The organism is Pseudomonas sp. YL2 (assembly GCF_023063025.1).
GTDB classification, from domain to species: domain Bacteria; phylum Pseudomonadota; class Gammaproteobacteria; order Pseudomonadales; family Pseudomonadaceae; genus Aquipseudomonas; species Aquipseudomonas putida_A.
In genome coordinates, this window is sequence record NZ_JAJSLU010000018.1 from 98286 (window position 1) to 121423 (window position 23138).

Sequence of the window (23138 nt, forward strand, 5' to 3'; positions counted from 1 at the left end):
CTTCATTCTTCCACCCGCACTTCGCGGAACATGCCGGTTTCCATGTGATAAAGCAGATGGCAGTGATAGGCCCAGCGGCCCAATGCATCGGCCGTCACCCGATAGCTGCGACGGGTACCGGGGGGCATGTCGATGGTGTGTTTGCGCACCTGAAAGTTGCCGTTCTCGTCTTCCAGATCGCTCCACATGCCGTGCAGGTGGATGGGGTGGGTCATCATGGTGTCGTTGACCAGCACCAGACGGATGCGCTCGCCGTACTTGAGGCGCAGCGGCTCGGCGTCGGAGAACTTGATGCCGTTGAACGACCAGGCGAACTTCTCCATGTGCCCGGTCAGGTGCAGCTCGATCGTGCGCCCGGGATCGCGGCCGTCCGGGTCGTCGAAGGTGCTGCGCAGGTCGGCGTAGGTCAGCACGCGGCGGCCGTTGTTGCGTAGGCCGAGGCCAGGGTCGTCGAGTTTCGGCGCGGTGCTCATGGCTTGCATGTCCACTAGCGGATTGTCCTGTTCGCTGGCGGGGTGCGATTGCATCGGGCCCATGGCCGAGTGATCCATGCCCGCCATGGCGCTCATGTCCATCGAGCCGTGATCCATCCCGGCCATGCCCATGTCATCCATGGTCACCAGCGGGCGCGGGTCCAGCGCAGGCACCGGTGCTGCCAGACCGGCGCGGGTGGCGAGGGTGGCGCGGGCGTAACCACTGCGATCCATGGCCTGGGCAAACAGGGTGCAGGCCTCGCTGTCAGGCTCGACGATCACGTCGTAGGTTTCCGCTACGGCGATGCGCAGCTCGTCGACGCTGACCGGTTTGACGTGCAAACCGTCTGCCGCGACCACGGTCATTTTCAGCCCCGGAATGCGCACGTCGAAGTAAGTCATGGCCGAGCCGTTGATCAGCCGCAGGCGCAGTTTTTCACCGGGGTGAAACAGTCCGGTCCAGTTGCTGTCGGGCGTGTGGCCGTTGATCAGGAAGGTGTAGGTGGCGCCACTGACGTCGGCGATGTCGGTGGGGTTCATCTTCATTTGCGCCCACATCGTGCGGTCGGCGACGGTGGCCCCCCAGCCTTTGTCGCTGACGTCGTCGATGAAATCGCCAACGGTGCGCTTGTGGTCGTTGTAGTAGTCGGACTGCTTTTTCAGGGTCTGCATCAGGCTGGCCGGGTCTTCGTCGGTCCAGTCGCTGAGCATCACCACGTAGTCGCGGTCGTAGTGGAACGGCTCCGGCTCTTTCGCGTCGATCACCAGCGGCCCGTAAACCCCGGCCTGCTCCTGCAAGCCGGAATGGCTGTGATACCAGTAAGTGCCGTGCTGCCGCACCTTGAACTGGTAGACGTATACGCCGCCGGGTTCGATGCCGTGAAAACTCAGACCCGGCACGCCGTCCATGTTGGCTGGCAGCAGGATGCCGTGCCAATGAATCGAAGTGCTGTCCTTGAGCCGGTTGCGCACCCGCAGCGTCACCGTGTCACCCTCGCGCCAGCGCAACAACGGGCCGGGCAGGCTGCCGTTGATGGTCATTGCCGTGCGCGGGCGGCCAGTGAAGTTGACTGGGGTTTCGCCGATGAACAGCTCGAATTCGCTGCCGCTCAGTTCGTTGATCTGCCCAGGCGGGGTCAGCGCCCAGACCGGCGCGCGCCACAGACCGAGGCCGCCGAGCAGGCCGCTGGCGGCCAGGCCTTTGACGAAGGTGCGTCTTGAGGTGTTGGAAGGCATGCGCTGGAAGTCCCCGTTTGATTCATGACGGGGAGGCTACCCAGCGCTGGCTTTCAGTTGGCTGAGAGGGGGATTACAGTTTTGACAGTTTGGCCACTCGCGTTACAGGCCGAGCCCTTCCTGCACCACCTGCAACAGGTTGTTCTCGGTCAGCGCAATCGCATCCAGTTCCTGACCGGTTTCCACCGTTTGCAACCACCAATGGCTTTCATGATGTTCATCGACGGTGCGCAGCAGATAGGTGTTGCGATCCGGCAGGGTGATCTGCACGCGGCCGGCGCCGTCTTCGGTAAACCGGGCGATGGGATCAAAGGTCAGGGTTTGCTGGTTGGCTTCAATCACCAGTTGGTCGATCGCGTAATCGTGGCTTTCGCCATCGGGTGAGCTTTCGCAAACGTGGGTCGGGTTGCGACGGATTTTCAGGCCCACTTCAGTGACTGGCTGCAGCCAGGCCTCGATGCGGTGGTACAGATCGTAGACCTGCGCCGGCCAGCAATCGATCTCCAGCGCGGCATCCGCATGGGTGTGCCGGGTTTGCTTGAGTTTGGCGGCCAGTTCGTCTGCTTTACTCATTTCGGATCCCTTGGTTTGATGTCTGCCTGTTAATCGTAGACCGTTCAACAGCGTACGGCCTTGCCTTGCGTCATGCGCTTGCAACACAAGCATGGCGAAATCAGCGCTGGCCAAGTCTGGTCAGCATCGAAAACCACGGACGCAGGCGTCCCAAGGAGCGGGTACATGAAAAAGCTGTTTACAATTCTGGCGCTGATCGCGCTGACGGCCGGTAGCATCGGCCTGAGTTCGGCGCGTCAGTCGAACGCCAGCAAGGTGCAAACGGAAGCGGTAGCGGGGCAGTTCGATTACTACCTGCTGACGTTGTCCTGGTCGCCAACGTTCTGCCTCACCCACAAAGATGACGTGCAATGCTCCGGCAAGGGCTACGGCTTCGTGCTGCACGGCTTGTGGCCGCAATACGCCAACGGCGGCTGGCCGGAATCCTGCCCACCGCTGACCACGCTGTCGGCGGCGGAAACCACCAAGGGCCTGACGCTGTTCCCGACCAAGAAACTGCTCGATCACGAATGGTCCAAGCACGGCACCTGCAGCGGTCTCGGCGCGATGGGTTATCTGGACGAAGCGGACAAAGCGGTTGGCGCGGTGAAAATCCCGCAGGAGCTGCAACCGTTCAGCTCCTCGTATTACTTCGAAGCCCAGGAAATCGCCGACCTGTTCCGCAAGGCCAACCCGGGGATCCCGGCGGATGGCATCGCGGTGATCTGCAGCGGCCCGGAGCTTTCGGAAGTGCGGGTGTGCATGGGCAAGGATCTGCAGTTCGGCGCGTGTGGCAAGGGCGTGAAGACGCAGTGCCGGGCGGGAGATATTCGGGTGCCGCCGTCGCGTTGATGTGAGTGGTTGCACGAATGAAAAAGGCGCCTCGATCGGGCGCCTTTTTTTGCCTGGAGGTTTGAAGCAACCGGAAAATTCACGCATGCTTGCGCCCCCAAAAAGGATGACCCGCCACACTGCAAGGAGCTGTTCATGAGCGGAAAACCCGCCGCCCGCGTCACCGACCCAACCGCCTGCCCACTCCCGGGACATGGCACCAATCCAATTGCCAGTGGCTCGCCGAATGTGAATTTCGACGGCTTGGTGAAAAGTGGCTTATCTCCTTTGGCCCTTCATTAAACGTCAATGTAGACACAAATCATGCAAATGCTTTGGGGTTGTTTACTGCCCGTATCGCCGGGGGCAAGCCGGCAGGCGATATGCTTTTTGACTCAATCATGAAGGAGTTTCCATGATGTACAGGCTACTCCTTTGCGTTTTACTCGCTATTTGCTCTGGTTGTGCGAAGAACCACACAAAGCCTCCCGCAAACCTGAACTTCGAATCTGTGGAAAGAGAAAAGTCGCTGCTATACATCATCCGGTATCAGTCGGACGTTGATGTGTTGGATCTTTTTGATCGCGGGGAGCGAGTTGGGATGATTTCGGGCATGCTTCATTGCGCATTGGCGGATGATCATGATTTCTCAGTAGGCAAAGCCATACAGTTCTCCGCATCCGGTTTGATACGATCGGAAAAAAATGACAACAACAAGGGAAAGTTTTCCTACCTTACTCGCGCATTCCTCAGTGAAACTTCCAGCAACCGAAGTTCTGAGAGAAATCTTTCAGTAACAGAACTGAATCAACTCCTCGCGAACAAACAACAAATCCCCTGCAAAGTCGTCGTCACCGCGTACGGCTACAAACCCTACTACTCAAACACCATGAACCTGCCGGTCGCGGATCTGCTGCGCGAAATCAACAAACCCCGATAGTCGTCATCGGTGCCCTGCGCAGATACGCGAGGGCGATCGCCCGCAAAACCACCACTGAAAATAAATCGACGTGCGGAGGTCATCCAAATCCCTTGCGCGCCGATACAGCGGGGCAGGCGTGTGTTGGCGGGGCGGGTTTGCTGTGCGCACCCCGCTGGGCTACGCTCATGAAAAGTAAGGGTTTCGGGCTGCGGCCCCTGTCGTACCTGCCCAGGACACGTTTTTGCCAATCCCCATTCACGACCCCCATCAGACTCCCGGCACGCTTAAACGCCTGCCACTGCGCAAGGCGGCAGCGCTGTTCATCGTTGCGGTGTGCCTGTGCCTGTCCGGCTTGCTCTATCTGCAACTCGAGCAGACACGGCGTCAGGACCTGGCGAACGCGCAGATCGCGTCGACCAACCTGACCCGAGCCATGGCGCAGCAGGCCGAGGACACGTTTCTGGCCGCTGACCTGGTGCTCACCAGTCTCGCTGATTGGGTCGAGGACGATGGTTATGGCGCCGCGCAGCGACCACGTCTGCAAAAAACCTTCGCGCGTCGGGTGCAACAACTGGAGCAGTTGCACGGCATGTTCCTCTTCGATCGCGAGGGCCAGTGGGTGATCACCTCGTTCCCGGACCTGCCCCGTGGCAAGGGTGTGGCCGACCGCGAGTACTTCAGGTTTCACCAGCAAAACGCTTCTACCGTGGCGCACATCGGCCCGGCGATTCGCAGCCGCGAGAATGGCCAGTGGATCATCCCGATCTCGAAACGCATCAACGACCGCGCCGGCAATTTCCAGGGCGTGCTGATGGCCGGGATCAAGATGGCGTACTTCGACCGGTTCTTCAAAAGTTTCAGCCTCGATGACAACGGCATCATGTTTCTCGGACTCAAGGACGGCACGCTGCTGGCGCGGCGACCGTTCGACGAAGGCCTGATCGGTTCGTCGCTGGCGCAAGGCAGGATCTACCAGAAGCTGCTGCCCGAAGCCCCGGCCGGCACCGCGATGATCAAGTCGGTGGTCGACGGCGTGGTGCGCTTGTACGGCTACCGCCAGTTGGCGGCTTACCCGCTGGTGGTAGCGTCCGCCTCTTCGCGCGACACGATTCTCAAGGGTTGGTATGAGCGGGCCTTTCAGTCCAGCGTGATTGTGGCGCTGGTGATTCTTGGCGTCGGCCTGTTCGGCTGGGTGTTCATTCATCAGGTGCGTGACGGCGAGCGAATCGAGAAAAACCTGCGCAAGGCACAGCGCACACTGGAGCAGATCGCGACCCACGACAGTCTGACGGGGCTGGCGAATCGGCGCCTGTTCGAGCAATCGCTGGAGATCGAATTTGCTCGCGGTGCACGGCAGTCGAGTCCAGTCGGCTTGATCATGCTCGATATCGATTTCTTCAAGCGCTACAACGATGCCTACGGGCACGTGGCAGGGGATCACTGCCTGACTCAGGTGGCCCAGGTGTTGAAGAATTGCTCTCAACGCAAGTCTGACCTGGCGGTGCGGTACGGTGGCGAGGAGTTTGCGGTGTTACTGCCGGATACCGACATCAACGGTGTGCTGGCGATTGCCGGGCAGATTCGCCGCAGCGTGATGGATAAACGCATTACTCACAGCGGCTCGCCCACCGGTTACCTGACGGTCAGCCTGGGCTGCTACTCATTTATTCCGAGCGGCAATGACAGCCTCGAAGTGTTTATCCAGCGTGCTGATGCGGCGCTGTATCAGGCAAAAAATGCCGGGCGCAATCGCGCGGCGGTGTTGTCGCTGGAGGAGGGTGTTGCCGAGTTGATGCGGTCGGATCGCTAAAGCCTCCGCGCTTGATCTGTGGCGCGGAATCAGATTCCAGCGCCACAGATTCATGCCTTCATGCCGGATCACCAGCGGTCACGCTTGTTCGTTCAGCTGCCTGTGCCACCACCGGCACCGCCAGTTCCGCCGCCGGCCGAACCAGTGCCGCCCCCCGCTCCCGATCCAGAACCCATGGTGCCACTGTTGGTGCCGGTACCCTTGCCGGCGCCATCGGTACTGTCACCGTTTTTCGGAGCGCCGGGGGTGCTGTTGGGTGGCAGGTTGGTGCCGCTGGTGGCGCCGGATTTGGTGCCTGAAGCATCGGCGCCGTCATTGGCCGCGAAGGCGCCGACCGAGGCGGTGGCCAGCAGCCCGGCGAGCAACAGTGAAGTCAGTTTGCGCGTTGTCATGGTACGTCTCCCAAAAAGGTTCGGTTACCTGACTTTGGTCTGACGGCCGCAGCTGTTGGTGCCGATTGGCTGACGAGCGGTTGTCGAGCCTCAGCCTCGATCCTCAGCCAGTTTCTGCTCCAGCACCTGCCGCACCTGCGGCCACTCGTCATCGATGATGCTGAAACGCACCGAGTTACGCTTGCGGCCGTCGGGCATGATCCGCTCGTGGCGCACGTTGCCTTCCTGTTGCGCACCGAGGCGCAGAATCGCGTTGCGCGACTTCTGGTTGTTCTCGTCGGTGGTGAACTGCACTCGCACGCAGTCGAGCACCTCGAAGGCGTGGCGCAACATCAGGTATTTGGCTTCGGTGTTGACGAAGGATTTCTGCCAGCGCGCCGAAATCCAGCTGCTGCCGATTTCCAGTTTGCGATTGAGCGGGTCGATCTTCCAGAACCGGGTCGAGCCGATCACTTCGCCGCTATCCTTCAACACGATCACAAACGGCATGACCGTGCCGGCATCACGGCCGTCGAGGGCTTTTTTCAGATAGCTGTCGATGGTGCTCGCCGACGGCACCACAGTGACGGTGAGGTTCCACAGTTCGCCGTCAGCGGCGGCCTGGAGCAGGGCGTCGGCGTCGCTGTACTGAAGCGGGCGCAGGAGGATGCGCGGGCCTTGCAGGGTGGTGAGCATGGAATCAAGTCTCGGCAGTTCGGGGCAGTGACGAGCGCCTATTACGCCGCAGCCGGTTGATCCGATGCAACCACCGCCGTTAGCACAGGGTCACAATTTTCACACCTTGTTCGCCGGAGCCTGAACGATGAAAAACCTGCGGATCGCCACGTTCAACGTCAACGGCCTGCGCGCACGCTTGCCGAACCTGCTGCAGTGGCTCAAGCGCGAGCAACCGGACATCGCTTGTCTGCAGGAACTCAAGTCGGTTGACAGTGCATTCCCCGCCGCCGAACTGGAGGCAGCGGGGTACGGCGCGATCTGGCACGGGCAGGCGTCGTGGAACGGCGTGGCGATTCTCGCTCGCGATGCGCAGCCGCTGGAGAGTCGCCGCGGTCTGCCGGGCGATCCCGAGGACAAGCACAGCCGTTATCTGGAGGCGGCGGTGCACGGTGTGTTGGTCGGCTGCCTGTACCTGCCCAATGGCAATCCGCAGCCGGGGCCGAAGTTCGACTACAAACTGGCCTGGTTCGAACGCTTGATCCGCTACGCCAAGGATTTGCAAAGCAGCGATCATCCGGTGGTGCTTGCCGGCGATTACAACGTGGTACCCACTGACATGGACATCTACAACACCCGCTCCTGGCTCAAGGATGCGCTGCTGCAACCCGAAAGCCGCGAGTGTTATCAGCGGCTGCTTGATCAAGGCTGGACCGATTCGCTGCGCCATCTGTATCCCGACGATCGCCTCTACACCTTCTGGGATTATTTTCGCCAGCATTGGCAAACCAACTCCGGTCTGCGCATCGATCATCTGCTGCTCAACCCGGCACTCAGTCCGTATCTGCACGAGGCCGGGGTAGACGCCTGGGTGCGTAACGAACCGCACGCCAGCGACCATGCGCCGACCTGGATTCGCATCGGTTCGCGCAAGCGTCGGTAGTGGTGATTGGCGAAATCAATTGTCGGAATCAGGGCGCAATCCCGTATACCTGTCGGCCAGCGGCGCAGCGAGCCGCGGCCACATGCAAAAGGACTGAGCAATGAGCGAGCCACGTCTGGCGAATCCGAGGTTGTACCTGCAACACCTGGGGTTCGACACCCCACCGGCCCCTACACTGGCAACCCTGCGGCAACTGCAGTTGCGCCATACCGGCGTCTTTCCCTTCGAGAACCTGTCGACGATCACTGGCGCACCGGTGCTGATCGATTTGGCGTCGGTCGAACAAAAGGTTCTCCACGGTGGCCGGGGTGGTTACTGCTACGAACTGAACAATCTGTTTCTGGCGTTGCTGCAGGAATTGGGCTTCGAGGCCCGCGGCATTTCCGGCCGCGTGGTGCTGGCGCAACCCGAAGGCACGTGGACGGCGCGTACCCACCGCTTGAGCCTGGTAATCATCGATGGCGAGCGCTACATCACCGACGTCGGCTTTGGCGGTATGGTGCCGACCGCGCCGCTGCTGCTCGATACCGAGGCTGAACAGGCGACGCCGCACGAGTCCTATCGCATCGAGAAACAGGCCGATGGCTACATGCTGCGCGCCAATGTCGCGGGGGAGTGGCGCGCGATGTACCTGTTTGATCTGCAGCGCCAGGAAGACATCGATTACACGCTCGGCAACTGGTACGTCTCGACCCATCCCGAGTCCCCGTTCGCCAAACGGCTGATGGTTGCGCGCACTGGCGATGGCTGGCGCCGGACCCTGAACAACGGCAGTTTCGCGATTCATCATATGGGCGCCGCCAGCGAGCGACGCGAGGTGGCGGATGTCGATGAACTGCTTGAAGTGCTGGAGCAGGAATTCGGCCTGCGCGTGCCTGACCAGCCGCATGTGCGCCAGTCGCTGGCGCGGATGCTCGTACCGGTCTGATCTCAGGGCTTGGCCTCCGGTTCCAGTACCCGGCGGATTTCCCCGACCGCCGCCGACAGCTTTTTTTCCAGGCTCTTGAGGTCGGCGGCGGTGATGCCTTTCTTGAATTGCCCGGAGTGGTGCGGCTCGAGGTCTTGCGTTTTGCTGCCAGCCTCCAGCAGGGCATGGCGCAGAGTGTTGTTGATCACCGTCTGATAACCGAAGCCTTCGTTTTCCGCCACGCTGCGGGCGGCTTCGATGACCGCGTCATCGAGCATGATGGTGATGCGAGTCTTGCCCTTGGTGGACGCCAAGGCTCCGCGTTTGCCCTGCGAGAAGTCGTATTCGTCTTTCATCGTTCAAGCCTCCTGAAAATAAGCGCAACGCTCGCTCGGTGTGGCGACACGTGCAGAAATGATTCGTACGACGTTGGCTTCGCGATAACTGTACGCAACCACCAGCAAGCGCCCTTTGCCGTCGAGGCCGAGGGTGATCCAGCGCTGTTCTTCATGGTCGTTGTCCTCGATCGTCAGCGCGCGTTCGTCATGAAAGACCGGCTCGGTCTCGGCAAGGCTGACGCCCCTGTGCTTGAGTTTGTTGGCTGCGTTCTTGCTTTTGTCGTACTGAATTTCGAATGACTTCATTATGCATACTTTATATGTATAAAAAGAGCGCCGGTGCACCGCTGGTCGCCGTGAACAATTCAGCCTAGTGCGATAAAAACCGAGGGCAGGAGGGGATGTGTTGCCGGATCTGTGGGAGATGGAGGTGGCGAGATAGAAGCTTGGGTGGCTACCTATCCATTATGTGACTGACAAGTTGTATACAACTCTATGGACATTTGTCCCGAGTATTGAATACAGTGTGCGCATAACAAAAACCAGGGAACCCCCCACATGAAAACGCCCCATGTTTCACACCAACGGCCCGAGGACGAAAATCTCGGGGTCGGCGCGAATATGGCTTACGGCCTGCAACATGTTCTGACCATGTACGGCGGTATCGTTGCGGTGCCACTGATCATTGGCCAGGCGGCCGGGCTGTCGCCGGCGGACATTGGTTTGTTGATTGCTGCTTCATTGTTTGCGGGGGGGCTGGCGACACTGATGCAAACCCTGGGTCTACCGTTTTTTGGCTGTCAGTTGCCGCTGGTGCAGGGCGTGTCGTTCTCCGGTGTGGCGACCATGGTCGCCATCGTCAGCAGTGGCGGGGAGGGCGGCTTCCAGTCGGTGCTGGGCGCGGTGATTGCCGCGTCGTTGATCGGCTTGCTGATCACCCCGGTGTTCTCGCGAATCACCAAGTTTTTCCCTCCACTGGTCACCGGTATCGTGATCACCACCATCGGCCTGACGCTGATGCCGGTGGCTGCGCGCTGGGCCATGGGGGGCAATAGCCACGCGCCGGACTTCGGCAGCATGCAGAACATCGGTCTGGCGGCGGTGACGCTGGTGCTGGTGTTGCTGCTGAGCAAGGTCGGCAGCTCGACTATCTCGCGTCTGTCGATCCTGTTGGCCATGGTGATCGGCACGATTCTGGCGGTGTTCCTCGGCATGGCCGATTTCTCCAGTGTCACCCAAGGGCCGATGTTCGGCTTCCCGACGCCGTTCCATTTCGGCATGCCGACCTTCCACTTCGCCGCGATCCTGTCGATGTGCATCGTGGTCATGGTGACCCTGGTGGAAACCTCGGCGGACATTCTGGCGGTCGGTGAGATCATCGGCACCAAAGTCGATTCCAAGCGTCTTGGCAACGGTTTGCGCGCGGACATGCTGTCGAGCATGTTTGCGCCGATCTTCGGTTCGTTCACCCAAAGCGCCTTCGCGCAGAACGTCGGGCTGGTGGCGGTGACCGGGATCAAGAGCCGTTATGTGGTGGCCACAGGCGGTATCTTTCTGGTGATTCTCGGTCTGCTGCCGTTCATGGGCCGGGTGATCGCGGCGGTGCCGACTTCGGTGCTGGGCGGCGCCGGTATCGTGCTGTTCGGTACGGTGGCGGCGAGCGGGATTCGCACACTGTCGAAGGTCGATTACCGCAACAACGTCAACCTGATCATCGTCGCCACCTCGATCGGCTTCGGCATGATCCCGATTGCCGCGCCGAACTTCTACGATCATTTCCCGAGCTGGTTCGCGACCATTTTCCACTCGGGCATCAGCTCGTCGGCGATCATGGCGATCGTGCTGAACCTGACCTTCAACCACTTCACTGCCGGCAACTCGGATCAGCAGTCGGTGTTTGCCGCCGCGGAAGAGCGCACCCTGCGTTATCGCGACCTGGCGGCGCTGCGTGAAGGCGATTACTTCAGCGACGGCAAGCTGCACGATTGCGATGGCAAGGAAGTGCCGGTGATCGAGCCTGATGAACACGATCATGGGCATGGCGCGCCGAAGACCCAGATGAAGAGCAGCGAGCATGTTTGAGCGCTGAATGGATGAAAGAGGCCGATCTGTTGTGAGACAGATCGGCCTTTTTGGTTTGAAGAGCAAAAGATCGCAGCCTGCGGCAGCTCCTACAGGGGATCGGAGCTGCAGCAGGTTGCGATCTTTTGACTTTTCGAGCGCCCACAAAAAAGCCCCTGAATCTTTCGATTCAGGGGCTTTGCTATTTGGCTCCACAACCTGGACTCGAACCAGGGACCCAATGATTAACAGTCATTTGCTCTACCAACTGAGCTATTGCGGAATTGGTGCGTATGTTACTGATTCAAAAAGAGAAGTCAAGCGTCGGGTGTAAATTTTCTGCGTTCGGCAGGACGGACGGTGTTTTGTCAGCGATTGGCGGTTACCAGAACCGCCTCACAGGTCTACCATGGTTGCCCGGAAGTGGTCACACGCGCTGCCGGCCATTCGCCGAAAAGGTACGCGCCATGACTCGAACCGTTGTTGTTTCCCTTTCACGCGAGGTGCTCGTATGAGCGTCACGCAAATCAGTCTGCCCAAGGGCGTTGGCCCGCACGCCGAGAAACTCTTCGACGCGATCACCCAGGCCAGCACCGCTGAAGAGCTGAACCGTGCTGGCGGCAAGGCCGAAGGGTTCGTGCTCGGTCTGGAAAGCACCAAGGCGGTCAAAAGCCAGATCGCCGAATCGCTCTACGTCGCGTATGACGATGCGGCCAGTCAACGGGCGACGGAACTGGCTTAACCGCCGAAAGTGATGGTGCCGAGCATCAGCTTGGCATAAGCGGCGGTGGCGGCCAGTTGCACCAGCCACAGGGCCAGGCCGCCGAGGAAGACGCCCGCTGCGACTTGCAGCACCAGGCTTTTGTCGCGTTTGGCCGGGGGGCGGGGGATGAAATCATCCAGATCGTCTCGGTCGGCGCGCAGGTTGTCGTTTTTCATAGGTGTTCTCGCAGAACTCTGAGGTGTACACAAAACCTGTGGGAGCGGGCTTGCTCGCGAAGGCGTCGGCCCAGCCAGTATTTTTGTCGCCTGATGCACCGCTTTCGCGAGCAAGCCCGCTCCCACAATGGAATCTGTGTGCAGTCTAGAGGGTTCGGATAGTTTTCCGGGACAAATAAAAAACGGGAAGCCCCAAGGCTTCCCGTTTTTCATTGCCAGGCGAAATCAGATGACCTGAACGATCGCATCCGTGACCGCTTTGATATTGCTCTGGTTCAGTGCCGCGACGCAGATGCGGCCGGTGTCCAGGGCGTAGATGCCGAACTCGTTGCGCAGGCGATGCACTTGCTCAGTGGTCAGGCCGGAGTAGGAAAACATGCCGCGCTGACGGCCGACGAAGCTGAAGTCACGCTGCGGGGCTTTTTCCGCCAGCAGGGCGACCATCTGCTCGCGCATGCCGCGAATGCGCAGGCGCATTTCTGCCAGTTCGGCTTCCCACTGGGCGCGCAGTTCCGGGCTGTTCAACACGGCGGCGACGATGCTTGCACCGTGGGTCGGCGGGTTGGAGTAGTTGGTGCGGATCACACGCTTGACCTGCGACAGCACGCGCGCGCTTTCTTCTTTCGATTCGCTGACGATCGACAATGCACCAACGCGCTCGCCGTACAGCGAGAACGACTTGGAGAACGAGCTCGATACGAAGAAAGTCAGGCCCGATTCAGCGAACAGTCGAACAGCCGCGGCGTCTTCGTCGATGCCGTCGCCGAAACCCTGGTAAGCCATGTCGAGGAACGGTACGTGACCTTTGGCCTTGACCACGTCCAGCACGTTTTTCCAGTCGGCCGGGGTCAGATCGACGCCGGTCGGGTTGTGGCAGCAGGCGTGCAGCACAACGATCGAGCCGTTCGGCAGGGCGTTGAGGTCGTCGAGCATGCCGGCACGGTTCACGTCGTGGGTGGCGGCGTCGTAGTAACGGTAGTTCTGCACCGGGAAGCCAGCGGTTTCGAACAGCGCGCGGTGGTTTTCCCAGCTCGGGTCGCTGATCGCCACGACGGCGTTCGGCAGCAGTTGCTTGAGGAAGTCGGCACCGATTTTCAGCGCGCCGGTACCGCCGACCGCCTGAGTGGTGACGATGCGACCGGCAGCGATCAGCGGCGAGTCGTTACCGAACAGCAGCTTTTGCACGGCCTGGTCGTAGGCGGCGATGCCGTCGATCGGCAGGTAGCCACGGGAGGCGTGCTGGGCAGCGCGAATGGTTTCGGCTTCGATCACCGCGCGCAGCAGGGGAATTCGCCCCTCTTCGTTGCAGTAAACACCTACACCCAGGTTGACCTTGGTGGTCCGGGTATCGGCGTTGAATGCTTCGTTGAGGCCCAGGATTGGATCGCGGGGTGCCATTTCGACAGCGGAGAACAGGCTCATTATTACGGCGGCTCTGAATGGAGAGTGGAGGGACGTGTCGCGCTCCAGCCGAATGCACTAGAGCGGTGCACAAACGGGGAGCTAGTATAGAGGCCATCACTGAGCAATGGCGACAGGCGATTCAGCTTTTCAGGCAAGTTTTTCCGATTATTTCTTGACCGTTAGTCGATTGACTCTGTCAGAGACTTTACCGGATGTAGGACGTTTGCCTTGAAAGGCGAGGCAATCGGCTCCACATTGAGCACAATCTTCGTTTTTCCTTGGGCGACAACGGTCGTTTGCGGTCATCCCCGCGGCTCGGCTGTTTTCTGCGCGAGCCGCGATCCCAGAGGTGTGTATGTCCGAATTCCAGCTAGTCACCCGCTTCGAGCCCGCCGGCGATCAACCTGAAGCGATCCGCCAATTGGTCGAGGGCATCGAAGCCGGGCTGGCGCACCAGACGCTGCTCGGTGTGACCGGCTCGGGCAAGACCTTCAGCATCGCCAATGTCATCTCGCAGGTACAGCGCCCGACGCTGGTGCTGGCGCCGAACAAGACCCTCGCCGCGCAGCTGTATGGTGAGTTCAAGGCGTTCTTCCCGAACAACGCGGTCGAGTATTTCGTTTCCTACTACGACTACTACCAGCCCGAAGCCTATGTGCCGTCGTCCGACACCTTTATCGAGAAGGACGCGTCGATCAACGACCACATCGAACAGATGCGCCTGTCGGCGACCAAGGCGTTGCTCGAACGCAAGGACGCGATCATCGTTACCACGGTGTCGTGCATTTACGGTCTCGGTAGCCCGGAAACCTATTTGAAGATGGTGCTGCACGTCGATCGCGGCGACAAACTCGATCAGCGCGCCTTGCTGCGGCGTCTGGCTGACCTGCAATACACCCGCAACGACATGGATTTTGCCCGCGCGACCTTCCGCGTGCGCGGCGACGTGATCGATATCTATCCGGCGGAATCCGATCTGGAAGCGATCCGCATCGAACTGTTCGATGACGAGGTCGAGAGCATCTCCGCGTTCGACCCGCTCACCGGCGAAGTCATCCGCAAGATGCCGCGCTTCACCTTCTACCCGAAGAGTCACTACGTGACGCCACGCGAGACCCTGCTCGACGCCATCGAACACATCAAAGTCGAGTTGCAGGAACGCCTCGAATACCTGCGCAGCAACAACAAACTGGTCGAGGCCCAGCGCCTCGAACAGCGCACCCGTTTCGACCTGGAAATGATCCTCGAACTGGGTTATTGCAACGGCATCGAAAACTACTCGCGCTACCTGTCCGGACGTCCGGCCGGTGCCGCGCCGCCGACGCTGTATGACTATCTGCCGGCCGACGCCTTGCTGGTGATCGACGAATCCCACGTCAGCGTGCCGCAAGTCGGCGCGATGTATAAGGGTGACCGTTCGCGTAAAGAAACCCTGGTCGAATACGGCTTCCGCTTGCCGTCGGCACTGGACAATCGGCCCATGCGCTTTGACGAGTGGGAAGGGGTCAGCCCGCAGACGATTTTTGTCTCGGCAACGCCGGGCAACTACGAGGCCGAGCATGCCGGGCGCGTGGTCGAACAGGTGGTGCGTCCGACCGGTCTGGTCGACCCGCAGGTTGAAGTGCGTCCGGCGCTGACCCAGGTTGACGACTTGCTCTCGGAAATCACCAAACGGGTGGCGGTCGAGGAGCGGGTGCTGGTCACCACGCTGACCAAGCGCATGGCCGAGGACCTCACCGATTACCTCGCCGACCACGGCGTGCGCGTGCGTTACTTGCACTCCGACATCGACACCGTCGAGCGGGTCGAGATTATCCGCGACCTGCGTCTGGGCACCTTCGATGTGCTGGTGGGGATCAACCTGCTACGCGAAGGTCTGGACATGCCGGAAGTGTCGCTGGTGGCGATTCTCGATGCGGACAAGGAGGGCTTCTTGCGTTCCGAGCGCTCGCTGATCCAGACCATCGGCCGGGCCGCGCGGAACCTCAATGGCCGGGCGATTCTCTACGCCGACCGCATCACCGGCTCGATGGAGCGGGCGATTGGCGAGACCGAGCGTCGTCGCGACAAGCAGATCGCCTTCAACCTGGAAAACGGCATCACCCCGAAGGGGGTGTTCAAGGACGTCGCCGACATCATGGAAGGCGCCACTGTGCCTGGCTCGCGCAGCAAGAAGCGCAAGGGCATGGCCAAGGCTGCCGAAGAAAACGCCAAGTACGAAGCCGAACTGCGCTCGCCGAGCGAAATCACCAAACGCATTCGCGCGCTGGAAGAGAAGATGTACCAGTTGGCGCGGGATCTGGAGTTCGAAGCGGCGGCGCAGATGCGCGATGAGATTGCCAAGTTGCGTGAGCGGCTTTTGGCGGTTTGATCTTCATCGTCTGACCGGGCCTCTTCGCGAGCAGGCTCGCTCCCACATTGGATCTGTGTCGTTCACAAATCCCCTGTGGGAGCGAGCCTGCTCGCGAATGGCGGCAACGCGGTATTAATGAGACTCCCCAGCCTTCAGCCCTTGCGGCAGTTTCCTGGTCAGCAAAATCGCCAGCATGCTGATCCCCAACGCAATCCCGACAAAGTGAAACGCATCGTTGTAGGCCATGATCAGCGCCTGCTGATGCACGATCTCACTCAACTTGCCGAGTGCCGCCGTGTCACTGCCAAAGCGGTCGGTCATCGACGCCAGCCGCTCGGCCACTTGCGGATTGGTCGGCACCACCGCCTCACGCAAATAATCGAAGTAAGTCTTGGTCCGTGCATCCAGCAGCGTGGCGAGCAGGGCAATGCCGATCGCGCCGCCGAGGTTGCGCAGGATGTTGAACAGGCTCGATGCCGACCCCGCGTCATGCGGCAGGATGTACGCGGTGGCGATCAGCGAAATGGTCACCATGATCAGCGGCTGACCCAGCGCCCGGATGATCTGGATCTGATTGAACTGCGGCCCGGCGAAATCCGGATTGAGCACCCCCGAAGAAAAACTCGCCAGCCCGAACAACCCGAAGCCCAGGGTGCACAGCCACTTCGGCGACACGAACTTCATCAGCTTCGGCACCAGCGGAATCAGGAACAGCTGCGGCACGCCCATCCACATGATCACTTCGCCGATCTGCAGGGCGTTGTAATTCTGGATCTGCGCCAAGTACAGCGGCAGCAGATAGATCGAGCCGTATAAACCGACGCCCATGCCGAGGCTGGAAATGCTCGACAAACCGAAGTTGCGATTGCGCAGGATGCCTAGGTTGATCAGCGGATTGGGTTTGGAGATCTGCACGATGACGAAGGTGATCAGGCTCAGCAGGGCAATGCTGCCCAGGGTCACGATCAGGTTCGATTCCAGCCAGTCCTTGCGGTGGCCTTCTTCGAGAAAGACTTGCAGGCAGCCGAGGCCGACACCCAGCGTGAGAATTCCGGTGTAGTCGGTGCTTTTCAGCAGTTCCCAGTGCGCTTCCTTCTTCTCCAGCCCGTACATCAGCCCGGCGATCATGATCAGCCCCGGCGGAATGTTGATGTAAAAGATGTATTCCCAGCCCCAGTTCTCGGTGAGCCAGCCGCCAAGGGTTGGGCCGATGGAGGGGGCGAAGGTCGCGGTCATGGCGAACATCGCCATGCCTTTGGCGCGGTGGTGTTCGGGGAGTTTGATCAGGGTCAGGGTGAACGCCAGCGGGATCAGCGCGCCGCCGGTGAAGCCTTGCATGGCGCGAAAGACGATCATGCTTTCGAGGCTCCAGGCCATCGAGCACAGCAGTGATGACAGCAGAAAACCCAGCGACACCCACACCGCCAGCCGACGCGCTGAGAGCAGCTGCACCAGCCACGCGGTCAGCGGGATCATGATGATTTCCGCCACCAGGTACGAGGTGGAAATCCACGAGCCTTCTTCCAGCGTCGCCGACAGCGCGCCCTGAATGTCCTTGAGCGAAGAGTTGGTGATCTGAATATCGAGCACCGCCATGAACGCGCCGAGCATCACGCTCATTACCGCAATCCAGTCCCGCCGGGTCGGTTCGCCGACCGGGCGGATCAGCGAATCACCGGCCATTGTCTGGGGCGTCTTTGATGTTCACAGTGGCGGTGACCGACATGCCCGGGCGGATCTTGCCGTGCAGCGGGTTATCGGCCTTGAAGGTCAGCTTCACCGGAATCCGCTGCACGACTTTGGTGAAGTTGCCGGTGGCGTTGTCTGGCGGCAACAGGCTGAACTGCGCACCCGAGGCGGCGAACAGGCTGTCGACCCGCGCTTCGATCGGCGTGTCGCTGTAGGCATCGAAGGTCAGCTCGGCTTTCTGTCCGGACTGCATGTGGCCGATCTGGGTTTCCTTGAAGTTGGCCTGCACCCAGATGTCTTCGTCCGGGACGATCGACAGCAGATACGCGCCGGCCTGCACCACTTGGCCATTGCGTGCGGCGCGCTGGCCGACCATGCCGCTGATCGGCGCGTGGATTTCGCTGCGGGTCAGGTTGAGCTCGGCTTGCGCCAGATCGGCGCGGGCGTTGGCAATCTGTGCGTCGAGGCGTTTGATCTCGGCCGTCAGTGCGTTGACCTGCTGGCGCTGGCTCTGTGCATCGGCCTGGGCCTTGGCCACTTGCGAGCGGGCGATATGGGCGTCAGCGGAGAGGGTGGTCACTCGTTCTTCGGAAACGTAGCCGGGTTTGCGCAGGGTTTCAGCACGCGATAAATCCATCTGCGAGCGGCCAAGCGTGGCTTGAGTGGTCGCCACTTGCGCGTCACTGGCGGCGATCAGGCTCGATTGTTGAGTCAATTTGCTTTGTGCCTGTAAGCGCTCGGCTTCGCGAGTGGCGAGGGCGGCATTGGCGCGATCGACGGCGAGGCGGAAATCATTAGGTTCGAGGCGCACCAGCAACTGGCCTTTTTCCACGTGCTGGTTGTCCTGCACCAACACTTCGTCGATGCGCGCGCTCAACTGGCTGGAGACGCGGGTGATCTCGCCCTGGACATAGGCGTTATCGGTGCTTTCATAAAAGCGCCCCTTGAAAAACCAGTGGGCGAAGAAGCCCCCGGCAATCAACAGCACCAAGAGCAGGAAAATAAACAGACGACGCTTGAGTTGGGCAGGCATGAGGCAAACTGTAGTCGAGGAATTGTAAGGAAAGTTATCTGCGGCTGAATCTGGCATACCGCCGATAAACGGTAAATGCCAATGGCTGATATTCGGGCCGTCACCACGGTCTATGGGCGTTACAGACGCAAACTTGGCTTAAATGCCCTGCCCGCTGGAGCGGGGCGGGTGTCGCCTGTTACCATTCGCCGCTTGATTGTTTTGCTTTTCATTCTTTTCGAGACATGCCATGACCACCGTCCGCACTCGCATCGCGCCATCGCCTACCGGGGACCCCCACGTAGGTACCGCTTACATCGCATTGTTCAACTACTGCTTTGCCAAGCAGCATGGCGGTGAGTTCATCCTGCGCATCGAAGACACCGATCAGTTGCGTTCGACCCGTGAGTCCGAACAGCAGATCTTCGACGCCTTGCGCTGGCTGGGGATCGACTGGAGCGAAGGCCCGGACGTCGGCGGCCCGCACGGTCCGTACCGGCAAAGTGAGCGTGGCGATATCTATCAGAAGTATTGCCAGCAACTGGTCGACATGGGCCATGCGTTCCCATGCTTCTGCACCGCAGAAGAACTGGACCAGATGCGCGCCGAACAAATGGCGCGCGGCGAGACCCCGCGCTACGACGGCCGCGCGCTGCTGCTGTCGAAGGAAGAAGTCGCCGCCCGTCTGGCGGCTGGTGAACCGCACGTGATCCGCATGAAAGTGCCGACCGAAGGCGTCTGCGTGGTGCCGGACATGCTGCGTGGCGATGTCGAGATCCCGTGGGATCGCATGGACATGCAAGTGCTGATGAAGACCGACGGCTTGCCGACGTACTTCCTCGCCAACGTGGTCGACGACCACCTTATGGGCATCACCCACGTGCTGCGCGGCGAAGAATGGCTGCCATCGGCGCCGAAACTGATTCTGCTTTACGAATATTTCGGCTGGGAACAACCGGAGCTGTGCTACATGCCGCTGCTGCGTAACCCGGACAAGAGCAAGCTGTCCAAGCGCAAGAACCCGACCTCGGTGACCTTCTACGAGCGCATGGGCTTCATGCCCGAAGCGATGCTCAACTACCTCGGTCGCATGGGCTGGTCGATGCCCGACGAACGCGAGAAGTTCTCGCTGCAGGAAATGGTCGACAACTTCGACCTCAAGCGTGTGTCGCTTGGCGGGCCGATCTTCGACATCGAGAAACTGTCGTGGCTCAACGGCCAGTGGCTGCGTGACCTGCCGGTGGAAGAGTTCGCCGCACGCGTGCAGAAGTGGGCGTTCAATTCTGAGTACATGATGAAGATCGCACCGCTGGTTCAGGGGCGCGTGGAAACCTTCAGCCAGGTTGCACCGCTGGGCGGCTTCTTCTTTGCCGGTGGCGTGAACCCGGATGCCAAGCTGTTCGAATCGAAAAAACTTTCCGGTGATCAGGTGCGTCAGTTGATGCAATTGATCCTGTGGAAGCTGGAAAGCCTGCGTCAGTGGGAGAAGGACAGCATCACCGCAACAATTCAGGCGGTGGTCGAATCCCTCGAGCTGAAGCTGCGTGACGCGATGCCGTTGATGTTTGCCGCGATCACCGGGCAGGCGAGTTCGGTGTCGGTGCTCGATGCGATGGAAATCCTCGGCCCGGATCTGACCCGTTTCCGTCTGCGCCAGGCGATTGACCTGCTGGGTGGCGTGTCGAAGAAAGAAAACAAAGAGTGGGAAAAGCTGCTGGGCGCGATTGCTTAAGCACGTCTGACTCTGCGGTAACCGCCGAAGGCCGGGATCGTTTGATTCCGGCCTTCGGCGTTTTTCCCCCGGATTTTCTGGGGGAGGGCGGTAAGTGATTGTTATGCCGACAAAAAACTTTGAAATTTTTCAAAAATAAGTTTGACAGGCTTTCGATACGCCCTTAAGATTCGCCCCGTCCTCAGCGATGACATCAACGATGAGGGGCTATAGCTCAGCTGGGAGAGCGCTTGCATGGCATGCAAGAGGTCGACGGTTCGATCCCGTCTAGCTCCACCAATTTACACTTCGAAGCCTGGCCACACCGACTCCGAAGCGATCAACACTCAGCGTTGATCAGTTGTATAGAAGGGTTTGCGTCCCCTTCGTCTAGTGGCCTAGGACACCGCCCTTTCACGGCGGTAACAGGGGTTCGAGTCCCCTAGGGGACGCCAGTTTTACAGAAGCGATGTTGCAAGATGTCGCTCCGCCGCGAGGCGAAAAATCCGGGGCTATAGCTCAGCTGGGAGAGCGCCTGCATGGCATGCAGGAGGTCAGCGGTTCGATCCCGCTTAGCTCCACCAATTTTACAGTTCAAGGTCTGGCCACACCGGCCTTGAATCAGATCAGATCTCAGCACTGATCAGCTGTATAGAAGGGTTTGTGTCCCCTTCGTCTAGTGGCCTAGGACACCGCCCTTTCACGGCGGTAACAGGGGTTCGAGTCCCCTAGGGGACGCCACGATTACCCGCTCTGCGGGATTTATAAGGGTCATTCAATTATTGAATGGCCCTTTTGTTTGTCTGGCGTTTGGCCAACTCTCCTTTTTCCTTACACTGTGCTTCAGACCAGCGGTCATATCCTCGACTTGCGGAATATTATTATGCGAATAATATTCTAGTCGTAATATTCGGAGGCAACGATGAACGATAAAAAAGCTCAAACCCGCGAACGCATCCTCAAGGCGGCCAGTGCCGCACTGATGCAGCGTGGCCCGGCGGATCCCAGCGTGGGCGAAGTGATGGGCGCCGCCGGCCTGACCGTCGGTGGTTTCTACGCGCACTTCGAAAGCAAGGACGCGATGATGCTCGAGGCGTTCAAGCAACTGCTCAGCCGTCGACGCGACCTGATTGCCGACATGGACTCCGAGCTGACCGGCGAAGAGCGTCGCGCCCTGGTCGCTGCGTTCTATCTGTCACGCAAGCACCGTGATTCCAGCGATGCCGCGTGCCCGATTCCGGCCTCTATTGGCGAACTTGGGCGTCTGCCGGAATCCTTCCGCATTGCGCTGAACGAACACCTGGAACTGATGATTGCGCAGTTGGCGTCCAGTCCCGAGGACACCGACAAGGCGTTGGCCGATGTGGCGTTGATGGTGGGTGGTCTGGCGCTGGCACGCGCGCTGGGCCCGGGCGATTTATCCGATCGATTGCTGCGCGCTGCCAAGTCGGCGGTGCGTTGACCTGAAGGCAACACGCCTGAGGAGAAAGCGATGAACACGTTGAAGTGGGTTCGTGGCGTTAATGGCACCTTGGGCTGGATTGCACCGCAACGAGTAGCAAGCAAAATGCGTCAGGCGTTCATGACGCCGCGCACTTTGCCGCTGCGTGATTGGGAGCTGCCGCTGCTGGCGAGTGCCGAACGCATCACGCTGCGCTTCGGCCTGTCGGCGCTGCGTTGGGGGCAGGGGCCGGCGGTGCTGTTGATGCACGGTTGGGAAGGGCGGCCCACCCAGTTTGCGGCGTTGATCACGGCGCTGGTTGAGGCCGGTTACACCGTCGTTGCCCTCGATGGCCCGGCCCATGGTCGTTCGCCGGGGCGTGAAGCCAACGTCGTACTGTTCGCCCGCGCCATGCTCGAAGCGGCCGCCGAATTGCCTCCTCTTCAAGCCGTCATCGGCCACTCCATGGGCGGCGCCAGTGCCATGCTCGCGGTGCAACTGGGCCTGCGCACCGAAACCCTGGTCAGTATCGCTGCCCCCGCACGGATCCTCGGCGTGCTGCGCGGTTTTGCTCGCTATGTCGGCATGCCGCCGCGGGCGCGCTCGGCGTTCATCCGCCAGGTCGAGCAGGACGTCGGCATGCGCGCCGCGACCCTTGATGTCGCGCACTATCAACTGGATATGCCGGGCCTGATCGTGCATGCCGAGGACGACACCTTTGTCTCGGTCAAGGAATCGCAATTGATCCACGAATCCTGGTTCGACAGTCGCCTGCTGCGCCTGGAAAGCGGCGGCCACCAGCGCGTGCTGGCCGACCCTCGAGTGGTTGATGGCGTGTTATCACTGTTGGCGGGGCGCAGCCTTCAAGCGCGGCAATCGGCCTGACATCCGTTACACTGCCCCGGTTGAATAATCTGACCGGGAGTGGGGCATGGGCTGGGATCGGGCAACGCCGTTCACCATTGATCTGCAAGTAGGCGCCGAGGACATCGACGGGCTGGGCCACGCGAACAACGCGGTGTACGTGACCTGGCTCGAGCGCTGCGCCTGGCGCCACTCGCAGCGTCTGGGGCTGGATCTGGTCGAATACCGGCGCCTGGATCGGGCGATGGCCGTGGTGCGTCACGAAATCGATTATCTGGCGGCGGCCTACGAAGGCGACGAACTGCAACTGGCGACCTGGATCGTCGATTGGGACCAGCGCCTGAAAATGACCCGGCACTTCCAGCTGATCCGCCCGAGCGACAACGCCACCCTGCTGCGTGCCCAGACCACTTTCGTCTGCATCGAACTGTCCAGCGGCAAACCCAAGCGCATGCCGGCGGAGTTCATCGAGGGTTACGGCCCGGCAATCCAGACTTCAGGGGTAGCGAAAACCTGACCTGTGGGAGCAGGCTCACACCTGTAAGGGATCTGCGGTTTTTCTCGTAATCCAGTAAACTGCCGCACGTTTTTTCTTCCTGAGTAGTG

22 protein-coding genes, 5 tRNA genes and 1 pseudogene are annotated in these 23138 nt (G+C 60.3%); 17 read left to right on the forward strand and 11 right to left on the reverse strand.

The window, feature by feature from the left end:
• Positions 1-2 precede the first annotated feature (2 nt).
• Both LVD08_RS22495 and LVD08_RS22500 read right to left on the reverse strand, forming a co-directional pair.
• Positions 3-1709: a copper resistance system multicopper oxidase gene (locus LVD08_RS22495; protein ID WP_247269297.1), complete on the reverse strand. Its 1707-nt coding sequence runs from the start codon at positions 1707-1709 to the stop codon at positions 3-5.
• A 102-nt stretch (positions 1710-1811) separates the two neighbouring features.
• Positions 1812-2282: a hypothetical protein gene (locus LVD08_RS22500; RefSeq protein WP_027611509.1), complete on the reverse strand. Its 471-nt coding sequence runs from the start codon at positions 2280-2282 to the stop codon at positions 1812-1814.
• Positions 2283-2447: 165 nt separating this feature from the next.
• Here LVD08_RS22500 and LVD08_RS22505 point away from each other — a divergent pair, with 165 nt between their 5' ends.
• The 4 genes and pseudogenes from LVD08_RS22505 to LVD08_RS22520 all read left to right on the forward strand — a co-directional run bounded on the left by LVD08_RS22505 (position 2448) and on the right by LVD08_RS22520 (position 5824).
• A complete protein-coding gene (locus LVD08_RS22505) occupies positions 2448-3113 on the forward strand; it encodes a ribonuclease T2 (RefSeq protein ID WP_007969574.1) in 666 nt (221 codons plus the stop codon).
• 135 nt (positions 3114-3248) lie between these two features.
• Positions 3249-3359, forward strand: a pseudogene (locus LVD08_RS22510) (PAAR domain-containing protein); the annotation flags it as partial.
• A gap of 148 nt (positions 3360-3507) precedes the next feature.
• Entirely contained in the window at positions 3508-4032 is a 525-nt protein-coding gene (locus LVD08_RS22515) for a hypothetical protein (RefSeq protein WP_247269298.1), read from the forward strand.
• Between the two features lie 223 nt (positions 4033-4255).
• Positions 4256-5824 carry a sensor domain-containing diguanylate cyclase gene (locus LVD08_RS22520; protein ID WP_027611512.1) on the forward strand — a complete coding sequence of 523 codons (1569 nt, stop codon included), beginning with the start codon at positions 4256-4258 and terminating at the stop codon, positions 5822-5824.
• 92 nt (positions 5825-5916) lie between these two features.
• On the opposite strand, the gene LVD08_RS22525 is transcribed toward LVD08_RS22520, so the two are convergent.
• Positions 5917-6216 (reverse strand): hypothetical protein, encoded by a 300-nt coding sequence (locus tag LVD08_RS22525; RefSeq protein WP_027611513.1) that lies wholly within the window; start codon positions 6214-6216, stop codon positions 5917-5919.
• A gap of 90 nt (positions 6217-6306) precedes the next feature.
• A complete protein-coding gene (locus tag LVD08_RS22530) occupies positions 6307-6891 on the reverse strand; it encodes a GNAT family N-acetyltransferase (protein ID WP_247269299.1) in 585 nt (194 codons plus the stop codon).
• A gap of 127 nt (positions 6892-7018) precedes the next feature.
• Here LVD08_RS22530 and LVD08_RS22535 point away from each other — a divergent pair, with 127 nt between their 5' ends.
• Complete coding sequence (locus LVD08_RS22535; RefSeq protein ID WP_202370493.1) at positions 7019-7813, forward strand: exodeoxyribonuclease III; 795 nt, start codon at positions 7019-7021, stop codon at positions 7811-7813.
• Between the two features lie 100 nt (positions 7814-7913).
• Entirely contained in the window at positions 7914-8741 is an 828-nt protein-coding gene (locus LVD08_RS22540; protein ID WP_247269300.1) for an arylamine N-acetyltransferase family protein, read from the forward strand.
• 2 nt (positions 8742-8743) lie between these two features.
• On the opposite strand, the gene LVD08_RS22545 is transcribed toward LVD08_RS22540, so the two are convergent.
• Together LVD08_RS22545 and LVD08_RS22550 are read right to left on the reverse strand one after the other, a co-directional pair.
• Positions 8744-9076, reverse strand: coding sequence for a BrnA antitoxin family protein (locus tag LVD08_RS22545; RefSeq protein ID WP_247269301.1), 333 nt, complete (start codon positions 9074-9076; stop codon positions 8744-8746).
• 3 nt (positions 9077-9079) lie between these two features.
• Positions 9080-9364 carry a BrnT family toxin gene (locus tag LVD08_RS22550; protein ID WP_247269302.1) on the reverse strand — a complete coding sequence of 95 codons (285 nt, stop codon included), beginning with the start codon at positions 9362-9364 and terminating at the stop codon, positions 9080-9082.
• A gap of 252 nt (positions 9365-9616) precedes the next feature.
• On the opposite strand from LVD08_RS22550, the gene LVD08_RS22555 reads away from it, so the two are divergent.
• Positions 9617-11140 carry a nucleobase:cation symporter-2 family protein gene (locus LVD08_RS22555; RefSeq protein ID WP_247269303.1) on the forward strand — a complete coding sequence of 508 codons (1524 nt, stop codon included), beginning with the start codon at positions 9617-9619 and terminating at the stop codon, positions 11138-11140.
• A 186-nt stretch (positions 11141-11326) separates the two neighbouring features.
• Here LVD08_RS22555 and LVD08_RS22560 read toward each other — a convergent pair.
• A tRNA-Asn gene (locus LVD08_RS22560) sits at positions 11327-11402 on the reverse strand.
• A gap of 228 nt (positions 11403-11630) precedes the next feature.
• Here LVD08_RS22560 and LVD08_RS22565 point away from each other — a divergent pair.
• Complete coding sequence (locus LVD08_RS22565) at positions 11631-11861, forward strand: hypothetical protein (RefSeq protein ID WP_247269304.1); 231 nt, start codon at positions 11631-11633, stop codon at positions 11859-11861.
• On the opposite strand, the gene LVD08_RS22570 is transcribed toward LVD08_RS22565, so the two are convergent.
• On the reverse strand, positions 11858-12058 hold the full coding sequence (locus LVD08_RS22570; RefSeq protein WP_247269305.1) for a hypothetical protein: 201 nt from the start codon (positions 12056-12058) through the stop codon (positions 11858-11860). The two genes, LVD08_RS22565 and LVD08_RS22570, sit on opposite strands and share 4 nt — an antisense overlap.
• Positions 12059-12283: 225 nt before the next feature.
• Positions 12284-13480 (reverse strand): amino acid aminotransferase, encoded by a 1197-nt coding sequence (locus tag LVD08_RS22575; protein ID WP_027611521.1) that lies wholly within the window; start codon positions 13478-13480, stop codon positions 12284-12286.
• A gap of 337 nt (positions 13481-13817) precedes the next feature.
• Between LVD08_RS22575 and uvrB the strand changes: the two genes are divergently transcribed.
• Positions 13818-15833 (forward strand): excinuclease ABC subunit UvrB, encoded by a 2016-nt coding sequence (gene uvrB, locus LVD08_RS22580; RefSeq protein ID WP_007969222.1) that lies wholly within the window; start codon positions 13818-13820, stop codon positions 15831-15833.
• 114 nt (positions 15834-15947) lie between these two features.
• Here uvrB and LVD08_RS22585 read toward each other — a convergent pair whose 3' ends face one another.
• On the reverse strand, positions 15948-17498 hold the full coding sequence (locus LVD08_RS22585) for an MDR family MFS transporter (RefSeq protein ID WP_247269306.1): 1551 nt from the start codon (positions 17496-17498) through the stop codon (positions 15948-15950).
• Entirely contained in the window at positions 17488-18537 is a 1050-nt protein-coding gene (locus LVD08_RS22590; protein WP_247269307.1) for an HlyD family secretion protein, read from the reverse strand. Before LVD08_RS22590 ends, LVD08_RS22585 begins: the two co-directional genes overlap by 11 nt.
• Positions 18538-18766: 229 nt before the next feature.
• On the opposite strand from LVD08_RS22590, the gene gltX reads away from it, so the two are divergent.
• From gltX to LVD08_RS22630, 8 genes are all read left to right on the forward strand, one after another.
• Positions 18767-20248 carry a glutamate--tRNA ligase gene (gltX, locus tag LVD08_RS22595; protein ID WP_003226448.1) on the forward strand — a complete coding sequence of 494 codons (1482 nt, stop codon included), beginning with the start codon at positions 18767-18769 and terminating at the stop codon, positions 20246-20248.
• 203 nt (positions 20249-20451) lie between these two features.
• Positions 20452-20527: transfer RNA gene (locus LVD08_RS22600), tRNA-Ala, on the forward strand.
• Between the two features lie 79 nt (positions 20528-20606).
• Positions 20607-20682: transfer RNA gene (locus tag LVD08_RS22605), tRNA-Glu, on the forward strand.
• Between the two features lie 53 nt (positions 20683-20735).
• Positions 20736-20811, forward strand: a tRNA-Ala gene (locus LVD08_RS22610).
• 81 nt (positions 20812-20892) lie between these two features.
• Positions 20893-20968 (forward strand) — tRNA-Glu (locus tag LVD08_RS22615).
• 181 nt (positions 20969-21149) lie between these two features.
• Positions 21150-21689, forward strand: a complete 540-nt coding sequence (locus LVD08_RS22620; RefSeq protein ID WP_007969225.1) for a TetR/AcrR family transcriptional regulator — start codon at positions 21150-21152, stop codon at positions 21687-21689.
• A gap of 30 nt (positions 21690-21719) precedes the next feature.
• The gene (locus LVD08_RS22625; RefSeq protein ID WP_096796149.1) at positions 21720-22553 is read left to right on the forward strand and encodes an alpha/beta fold hydrolase; all 834 of its coding nucleotides are present in this window, start codon (positions 21720-21722) and stop codon (positions 22551-22553) included.
• A 46-nt stretch (positions 22554-22599) separates the two neighbouring features.
• Positions 22600-23049 (forward strand): acyl-CoA thioesterase, encoded by a 450-nt coding sequence (locus LVD08_RS22630; RefSeq protein ID WP_027611525.1) that lies wholly within the window; start codon positions 22600-22602, stop codon positions 23047-23049.
• Positions 23050-23138: the final 89 nt, after the last annotated feature.